The sequence below is a fragment of the Pontibacter sp. BAB1700 genome (assembly GCF_000277005.1).
In the GTDB taxonomy this organism is placed as follows: Bacteria; Bacteroidota; Bacteroidia; order Cytophagales; family Hymenobacteraceae; genus Pontibacter; species Pontibacter lucknowensis.
Genome location: NZ_AKIS01000178.1, coordinates 1 through 7001, shown reverse-complemented (window position 1 = coordinate 7001; position 7001 = coordinate 1). Strand labels below are relative to the sequence as shown.

The 7001-nt window shown below is 55.7% G+C and carries 11 protein-coding genes; 5 read left to right on the top strand and 6 right to left on the bottom strand.

The genetic code is table 11. The features are described 5' to 3' along the window. The first annotated feature begins 260 nt into the window (after window positions 1–260). Window positions 261–1130: an IPT/TIG domain-containing protein gene (locus tag O71_RS18315; RefSeq protein WP_192811707.1), complete on the top strand. Its 870-nt coding sequence runs from the start codon at window positions 261–263 to the stop codon at window positions 1128–1130. Then, a complete protein-coding gene (locus tag O71_RS18310) occupies window positions 1045–2010 on the top strand; it encodes an IPT/TIG domain-containing protein (RefSeq protein WP_007659877.1) in 966 nt (321 codons plus the stop codon). Before O71_RS18315 ends, O71_RS18310 begins: the two co-directional genes overlap by 86 nt. Window positions 2011–2198: 188 nt before the next feature. Here the strand turns inward: O71_RS18310 and O71_RS27555 are convergent, their stop codons facing one another. From O71_RS27555 to O71_RS18300, 3 genes are read right to left on the bottom strand one after another with little or no spacing between them, the layout of a single operon-like run. Next, the gene (locus tag O71_RS27555; protein WP_007659876.1) at window positions 2199–2375 is read right to left on the bottom strand and encodes a hypothetical protein; all 177 of its coding nucleotides are present in this window, start codon (window positions 2373–2375) and stop codon (window positions 2199–2201) included. Next, on the bottom strand, window positions 2372–2518 hold the full coding sequence (locus O71_RS27550; RefSeq protein WP_007659874.1) for a hypothetical protein: 147 nt from the start codon (window positions 2516–2518) through the stop codon (window positions 2372–2374). Before O71_RS27550 ends, O71_RS27555 begins: the two co-directional genes overlap by 4 nt. Continuing rightward, complete coding sequence (locus tag O71_RS18300) at window positions 2519–3448, bottom strand: glyoxylate/hydroxypyruvate reductase A (RefSeq protein WP_007659872.1); 930 nt, start codon at window positions 3446–3448, stop codon at window positions 2519–2521. 187 nt (window positions 3449–3635) lie between these two features. Here O71_RS18300 and O71_RS26690 point away from each other — a divergent pair, with 187 nt between their 5' ends. Genes O71_RS26690 through O71_RS26680 form a run of 3 tightly spaced genes read left to right on the top strand, consistent with a single transcriptional unit; the run spans window position 3636 to window position 5190 of the window. Then, a complete protein-coding gene (locus tag O71_RS26690) occupies window positions 3636–4214 on the top strand; it encodes a protein adenylyltransferase SelO family protein (RefSeq protein WP_255345417.1) in 579 nt (192 codons plus the stop codon). Beyond that, window positions 4214–4693 carry a protein adenylyltransferase SelO family protein gene (locus tag O71_RS26685; RefSeq protein WP_255345418.1) on the top strand — a complete coding sequence of 160 codons (480 nt, stop codon included), beginning with the start codon at window positions 4214–4216 and terminating at the stop codon, window positions 4691–4693. The genes O71_RS26690 and O71_RS26685 overlap by 1 nt, the downstream gene beginning before the upstream one ends. After that, on the top strand, window positions 4672–5190 hold the full coding sequence (locus tag O71_RS26680; protein WP_255345416.1) for a protein adenylyltransferase SelO family protein: 519 nt from the start codon (window positions 4672–4674) through the stop codon (window positions 5188–5190). Before O71_RS26685 ends, O71_RS26680 begins: the two co-directional genes overlap by 22 nt. A gap of 51 nt (window positions 5191–5241) precedes the next feature. On the opposite strand, the gene O71_RS18290 is transcribed toward O71_RS26680, so the two are convergent. The 3 genes from O71_RS18290 to O71_RS18280 all read right to left on the bottom strand — a co-directional run. Then, complete coding sequence (locus tag O71_RS18290; protein WP_007659870.1) at window positions 5242–6186, bottom strand: hypothetical protein; 945 nt, start codon at window positions 6184–6186, stop codon at window positions 5242–5244. Continuing rightward, window positions 6183–6368 carry a hypothetical protein gene (locus tag O71_RS18285; protein WP_007659868.1) on the bottom strand — a complete coding sequence of 62 codons (186 nt, stop codon included), beginning with the start codon at window positions 6366–6368 and terminating at the stop codon, window positions 6183–6185. The genes O71_RS18290 and O71_RS18285 overlap by 4 nt, the downstream gene beginning before the upstream one ends. After that, on the bottom strand, window positions 6368–7001 hold a 634-nt coding region (locus O71_RS18280; RefSeq protein WP_007659867.1), incomplete at its 5' end, for a toxic anion resistance protein. The genes O71_RS18285 and O71_RS18280, both read right to left, overlap by 1 nt.

Sequence of the window (7001 nt, the reverse complement as noted above, 5' to 3'; positions counted from 1 at the left end):
TCCGCAAGTACGCCAACGGGGAATTGGCCTCGGTGGAGCAGTTCCGCCTGGCCGCCGGCGACAGCCTGGTGCTCTGGGTGCCCTCCACGGGCTACACCTGGCGCCTGGAGGCAGACCAGCCCGCCGGCAACGGCGACAACACAGCAGCCAGTGTGACGATGGAGCCCTGCAACGGAGTCGCCGCCGACTCCACCGTGACCTCGGGCTTTGTCAACCTGCTGCCCGCAGACGACGAGGAGGCCGAGAGGTCAACCGAGTGCATGCCCATCACCGACTCCTACGACCCCAACGACAAGCTGGTGACGCCGCGGGGCCGCACAGAGGAGTTCTACACCCCCACCAACACCGCCCTCAAGTACAAGATCCGCTTCCAGAACACGGGCACCGACGTGGCCTACCGCGTGGTGGTGGTGGACACCCTCTCCGAGCACCTGGACCTCTCCACCCTGCAGCTGGGGGCCTCCTCCCACCCGAGTCGTGTGGAGGTTACAGGCAAGGGGCGGCCTGTCCTCACCTGGACCTTCGACAACATCATGCTGCCCGACTCCACGGCTGACGAGCCCGGCAGTCACGGCTACATCCTCTTCAGCATCAAACCCAGGGCGGACCTTGCCGAGAAGACGCTGGTGGAGAACTACGCCGACATCTTCTTCGACTTCAACTCCCCCATCCGCACCAACATCACCCAGAACCGCATCTACGACATGCCGCCGGTGATAAACGAGTCTGTGCGGGTGAACCTGGAGGACGTTCTGGCTACGCCAGGTATAGCAGGTTTTGCCCCTGCCGCCGGGAGGTTCGGCTCGGAGGTCACCATCACGGGCAAGCGCTTTGCCGCATCTCCTGCCGACAACAAGGTATACCTCAACGGCAAAGCCGTCACCGTTGTGAGCGCCTCGGCTACCGAGCTGAAAGTGCTGGTGCCGGCAGGCGCCACGACGGGTGCCCTAAAAGTCATCACCCCGGACGGCGGTGCGACCTCCTCCGATAAGTTCCAGGTGTACCAGCCGCCGGTGCTCGCCTCCTTCAGGCCCGCCAGAGGGCATGGTGGGCCAGCCGGTGACGCTCACAGGCGAGCACCTGCAGGCCGAGCTGATCGAAGGTATAAAACTCGGCAACCTCGAGTGTGAGATCCTGGGCACTACCGGCAGTAGCATTTCGGTGCGGGTGCCTGAGAACGCCGCAACGGGCGCTTTCCGAATCAGCACCAAAGGCGGCGAGGCCGTGAGCGGCTCGGCCTACACCGTGTGGTACGCCCCAGGTATAACAGGTATAAGCAAAGAGACCGACATTGTGGGCGCCAGCCTGACCATCACAGGTGAGAACTTTGCTACTGACAAAGCGCGTAACAAAGTTCTTTTCGGGCAGGCGCTAGCCCAGGTGCTGGAGGCAAACTCGCAGCAGCTCACGGTGCGGGTGCCGGAGCAGGCAGAGTCTGGCTTTATCAAAGTCGAGACACCAGGTGGTCTGGCAGCAAGCACGACGCACTTCGAGGTGATCCCGGGCCCAAAATTCACGGCCATGCAGCCGGCCAAGGGCTCGGTGGGCACGGTGGTGGAGATCACAGGCGAGCACTTCGGCATCATGGGACAGCAGGATAGGATTACCTTCAATGCACAGGAAGCACTGGTGCTGGAAGCCTCCGGCGACAGGTATAAGGTAAGAGTGCCACGAGGCGCCTCTACCGGCAAGGTGACCATCACCGGCTACGGCGGCAGCGCAAATAGCAGTGCCGACTTTGTGGTAGAGGAGCTGACTCCGGCCGAGGCCATACAGGTATACCCCAACCCGAACTCGGGCCAGTTCACCCTCAGCCTGCGCCACGCCGACTTCGACGTGCAGCTGGTCGAGGTGTACGATGCACTGGGCAAGCGCCTGCACCAGACCCGCGTCACCGGGCCAAGGCCCGAGGCGGTGGAGATAAACCTGCCGACTGCCAAAGCCGGCCTGTACTTCCTGCAGATCCAGACGGAACGCGGACTGGTTACTAAAAAGCTGACGGTGCTGTAAAAACACCATCTCCACAAAAACAGAGCGGCCGCCTAGTCTTAACTAAGCGGCCGCTCTGTTTTTATTAGGTATAGAACCTATACCTTCCCGGCTTTGCTACGAAGCAAACACTTCCTCCGGGTTCTTGAAGGCTTTGAACTCGAGCGGGTTTTTGCTGTGGTCGAGGATGAACATGGTGCGCTGCTCACCTACCTGGCCTCGTAGCGGGTATAGGGCTCTACCACAAAAGGTATAGCATGCTGCACCAAGCGGTCGCGTACCTGGTCGAACTGCTCGTAGCTGAGAAGACAGCCAAAGTGCGGCACCGGCACACTGATACCGGCTACTTGTCCGCAGTAATCCGGCTCCGGTATGTTGGCGCTCACGTGGGCAGACAGCTGGTGCCCGAAAAAGTCGAAGTCGATCCAGTGCTCTGTGCTGCGCCTTCTTTACAGCCCAAAATACCCACGTAGAACTGGCGGGTCGATTCAATGTCCTTCACTTTGAAGGCGTAGTGGAATGGGTTCATTTAATATCCTTTGGTTTTTGATACAATATTTATGAGTGACTCCCCGTGGCGCATGCGGTCGTAGTTCTCCAGAATCTGCGACACTGCCGAAGCCGGATTGGTAATGCTGGCAATATGTGGCGTGACATGAATCAGTGGATGCTCCCAAAACGGGTGCTCTTCCGGCAGCGGCTCTTCCCGAAACACATCCAGGCTGGCTCCTGACAGATGTCCCTCATCGAGCATTTCGATCAGATCGTCATCTACAACATGCTCTCCACGGGCTACGTTGATCACATATGCTCCCTCTGGAAGCTTACTGAATGTGTCTCTGTTCAAAATATTAGCAGTCTGGCTCGTTAAAGGAAGCAGGCAGACCAGGATGTTGGCGCTCTCCAGAAAAGCATTCAGTTCCTCTGAACCTGCGTAGGCTCCTACCCCTTCTATCAGTTTGGGAGAGCGTGACCAGCCATGAACTTTGAAGCCGAGTTTACTAAGTTGCTGTGCCGTATGTGTACCAAGCACGCCCATGCCCATCACCCCGATTACGACATCGGCGGTTCGTTTGTAACTGTGCTGTTTCCAGGTATGGCTGCGCTCCGCTTCTTTGTATTGATGCAGGCCACGCACGTGATTCAGCACCTGGGCGGTCACAAAAGTGGCCATGTCCTGCGTCAGGTTCTCGTCTACGATGCGAGTGATCTGCACACCATTCGGCAGTTCGGGGTCACGCAGAATATGGTCGACACCGGCTCCGGTGGAGGCGATGCACTTCAGGTTCGGAAACATAGCAAAGGCACCCGGCGGATGGTTCCAGGCCAGCGCAAACTCAACTTCCGATGCCGGACCTGTATCCGGATAAACATGTACATCTAAGCCCGGACGGCGCTCCTTCAGGGCATTTTCCCAGCGGCTCGTGTTTCTGCCCTGGCTGAATATAGTGATTGACATAAAATTGCAAGTCTGTTCGGTGATGCGTGGCAAGGTATAGCCGCTCCCCCTGCCTAGGTACTAAACAGGATAAGTCCGTTAAATTTAACTAATCTTGCACAAAACATGTTAAAGAGAAATGAAAAGGCTGGCAAAAGGTTTAAATGAAATGCCTTAGCCAGCTACCTTATACCTAAAACTGAACGAGATGGAGCAGTTGAGCTCAAAGATTTATAAAAAAGAATTTGTAGAGGCGTTTCCGGGCGATGACAGCGGGAAGCTTACGCCACGCCAGACGCCGGGTGTATTGTACAGCAAAGCCAAACCCACGCCGGTAGAGAAAGTGACGCTCCTGGCCTGGTCTGATGCGCTCGCAGAAGAGCTAGGTATAGCCAAGCCAACGGAGCAGCAGGAGATTGACATACTGGGCGGCAACCGCGTTACGGACAGCATGTACCCCTACGCCGCCTGCTATGCCGGACACCAGTTCGGCAACTGGGCTGGTCAACTGGGCGATGGCCGGGCAATTACTTTAGGAGAATGGGAAGCTCCAAATGGCAAGACTTGGGAGCTGCAGCTGAAAGGCGCAGGACTCACGCCTTACTCCCGCCGTGCTGACGGACGTGCCGTGCTGCGCTCTTCGGTGCGTGAGTATTTGATGAGCGAAGCCATGCACTACCTGGGCGTGCCGACTACCCGTGCGCTCAGCCTGGTGAGCACGGGTGAGCCTGTACTCCGCGATATGTTTTACAATGGCAATGCGGCCTATGAACCGGTGCGATCGTGATGCGGGTAGCGCCAAGCTTCCTGCGCTTCGGCAATTTCGAGATGCTGAATGCCCGCAAGGAAGTAGACAACCTGCGTCAACTGGTAGACTGGACCATCAGTCGCTATTACCCGCACATCACAGGGGAGAATAAAGTGATCGACTGGTTCAAGGAGGTCGTGGATCGCACTGCAAAATTGATGGTGGAATGGATGCGTGTCGGCTTCGTGCACGGTGTGATGAACACCGACAACATGTCTATCCTCGGCCTGACGATTGACTATGGCCCCTACTCCTTCGTAGATAATTACGATCCGAACTTCACGCCGAACACCACCGATCTGCCAGGCCGCAGGTATGCCTTTGGCAAGCAGCCTTCCATTGGTTACTGGAACCTGGGTGCCTTGGCGGGTGCCCTGCTGCCGCTGGCAGACAAAGATAAGTTGGTAGCAACACTGGATTCTTTCAAAGACGTGTATTGGGCGGAATACTATGCATGATGGGCCGCAAACTCGGGTTAGACCAGGTGTCGCAGTTAGACCGCGACCTGATCAGTCAGTTCGAGAAAACGCTGTCAGAAATACAGCCTGACATGACCATCTTCTACCAGTTGCTGATTGACCTGCCGCTATCAGTAGATGATGAAGAAGCAGTAGCAGATCACTTCAAGCAGGCTCTGTACGATGACCTGACAGCGGAGCAAAGAACAGCGCTCTATACCTTGATCAGCAATTACCTGGAGCGACTGAACACCAACAAGATCAGGCGTTCGGATTCGCAGGAAATAATGCACAAAGCCAACCCACGTTTTGTGCTGCGCAACTACCTGCTGCATCAGGCCATCGAGGGATTGGAGAAGGGTGATGATGCGCTGTTTGTAAAGCTACAGGAAGCAATAAAAGAACCGTACTCTGACAAATTTGATGAGTTCTTCCAGACGCGACCGGAGTGGGCCACACAGAAAGCAGGCTGCTCAATGCTGTCGTGTAGTTCGTAAAGTTCTTTGCAAACAATAAAAAAGCCTCTGATTCATCAGAGGCTTTTTTTATTAAAAACTCTTCCGATGCATCCGCACAGGAAACAAGCGGTAATCCATTAAACTGACCGCATACGGAAAGCCCCGCCAGTGCACGATCGGGACATGCCGGGCCGGACTCGGCCCCTTGGTATCAGGTATAGCCAGCATCGTATTGCCGATATAGCTCAGCTCCCCTTTACCAATCGCTAACTTGCTTGCGACATGCTGCAAAAACACATCCTTGTCCGCATCCGACGAAGTAAAGGCTATTTCCCGTGACATGGTGGCACCACCTTCTAACTCAGGAGAATAGAACACGCGGGAGTAGGTGTCAATGGCGATGGTCGGTACAGCCAAAGTAGGTACCTTGGCCTGCATCACGTCTGGCGGTGCCATGGGTGCCTGATTGGCAACACGCTTCACCATCTCGGTTACTTTCTGCGCGGTATAGATGCCCTTAATCGTTTCGGATTCGATGCGCTTGAGCACCTGCTCTACCTTCGACTCAAAAGGCTGGCCGGGATTGTCTGGCCTGGCTGGGGCTGGACGTGGTGCAGCAGGTTGTGCTGGTGCCTGTCCCTGCGGACGTGGCTTCTGTACCTGTGGTAGCGGCTGCGGCTTTTCCCGCTCCGGCACATAGCTGTCTTTGATATGACGCTCGTGCACGTTGATCACCGTTGTGAAGGTGTTAATGAAATGCTCCGTGTTCTGCACATGAAACAGCTCCAACTCCTGTATGCGCTTGCGGGTAACGAGGTAGTTGTGCACCAGCTTGGTCTTTTCGAACACAGCCAGCAGTTTATCGGCATGCGGCGTATGCCTATACCTTTCATACAGCCTGTGCAGGGCATTCAGCCTGGCATTGGAAGCACGGATATACTGCATGGCGCGGGCGTCAGCGGCACCTGGATGGTCCATGACCGTGCGGGTCGATTCCTGTTCCAGCCCGAAAAAAGAACGAAAAAATCGGATCATTTAGACAGGATGCGTTTGAGGTGCTGGGTTTCAATTTCGACCTGCAATTTCTCCGAGAGTTTCATCTCTTCGAAAAGGTTGTCGATATGCTGGATATAAAGGTCCAGCACCGCCTCCTGCTCGTCGCTCAGGATGCGGTGCCGGACGGCTAGTTCTTCTTTCTTATCGCCTCGGTATATCATTATTCTATTTCAATCTGCTTGGACTTGCCGAAGGTGCCGATGATCTTGCTGTTGAGCTCTTCCTGCACCTGCGCCAGTTCTTTTACGGCTTCTGCCCGTTTCTTGCTGCCCTCTTCCGAAATCTTGATCACCTGGTCGAGCGTTTCCACCATGTCCTTGTTCACTTTCTTCAGCGTCTCCACATCCACGATGCCGCGTTCATTCTCCTGCGCCGCGATCACTACGTTTTTCTTCAGGAGTTCCGAGTTCTTGCGGAGCATTTCGTTGGTGGTGTCAGTCACCTTTTTCTGGATCTCGAGGGCCTTGCGCTGCTTCTCAAGACCGAGCGCAATCGCCACCTGCTGACGCCATACCGGTATAACCGTCACAATAGAGTTCTGGATCTTTTGAGCCAGCACATCGTTCGTGGTCTGGATCATGCGGATCTGCGGCATCGACTGCGTAGCAATGGTGTGCGACAGTGTGAAGTCGTGTACCTTCTTCTCGAGCCGCTCTTTAAAGGCGATCATATCGCTCAGGCGCTGTACGGCCAGTTCGTCCTGCCCGCTGTTCTCCACCTCGTCCTGCAGCTTCGGTATGATATCGGTTTCGATCTCCTCGATCTTCATCTTTCCGGCCGCAATCACAGAGCGT

What these genes read in the sequence shown, in the direction of transcription:
- O71_RS18290 (WP_007659870.1), bottom strand. Translation starts at nt 6,186, where the DNA reads ATGATCCGATTTTTTCGTTCTTTTTTCGGGCTGGAACAGGAATCGACC.
- O71_RS18315 (WP_192811707.1), top strand. Translation starts at nt 261, where the DNA reads ATGCCCATCACCGACTCCTACGACCCCAACGACAAGCTGGTGACGCCG.
- O71_RS18310 (WP_007659877.1), top strand. Translation starts at nt 1,045, where the DNA reads ATGGTGGGCCAGCCGGTGACGCTCACAGGCGAGCACCTGCAGGCCGAG.
- O71_RS26690 (WP_255345417.1), top strand. Translation starts at nt 3,636, where the DNA reads ATGGAGCAGTTGAGCTCAAAGATTTATAAAAAAGAATTTGTAGAGGCG.
- O71_RS18285 (WP_007659868.1), bottom strand. Translation starts at nt 6,368, where the DNA reads ATGATATACCGAGGCGATAAGAAAGAAGAACTAGCCGTCCGGCACCGC.
- O71_RS26685 (WP_255345418.1), top strand. Translation starts at nt 4,214, where the DNA reads ATGCGGGTAGCGCCAAGCTTCCTGCGCTTCGGCAATTTCGAGATGCTG.
- O71_RS18300 (WP_007659872.1), bottom strand. Translation starts at nt 3,448, where the DNA reads ATGTCAATCACTATATTCAGCCAGGGCAGAAACACGAGCCGCTGGGAA.
- O71_RS27550 (WP_007659874.1), bottom strand. Translation starts at nt 2,518, where the DNA reads ATGAACCCATTCCACTACGCCTTCAAAGTGAAGGACATTGAATCGACC.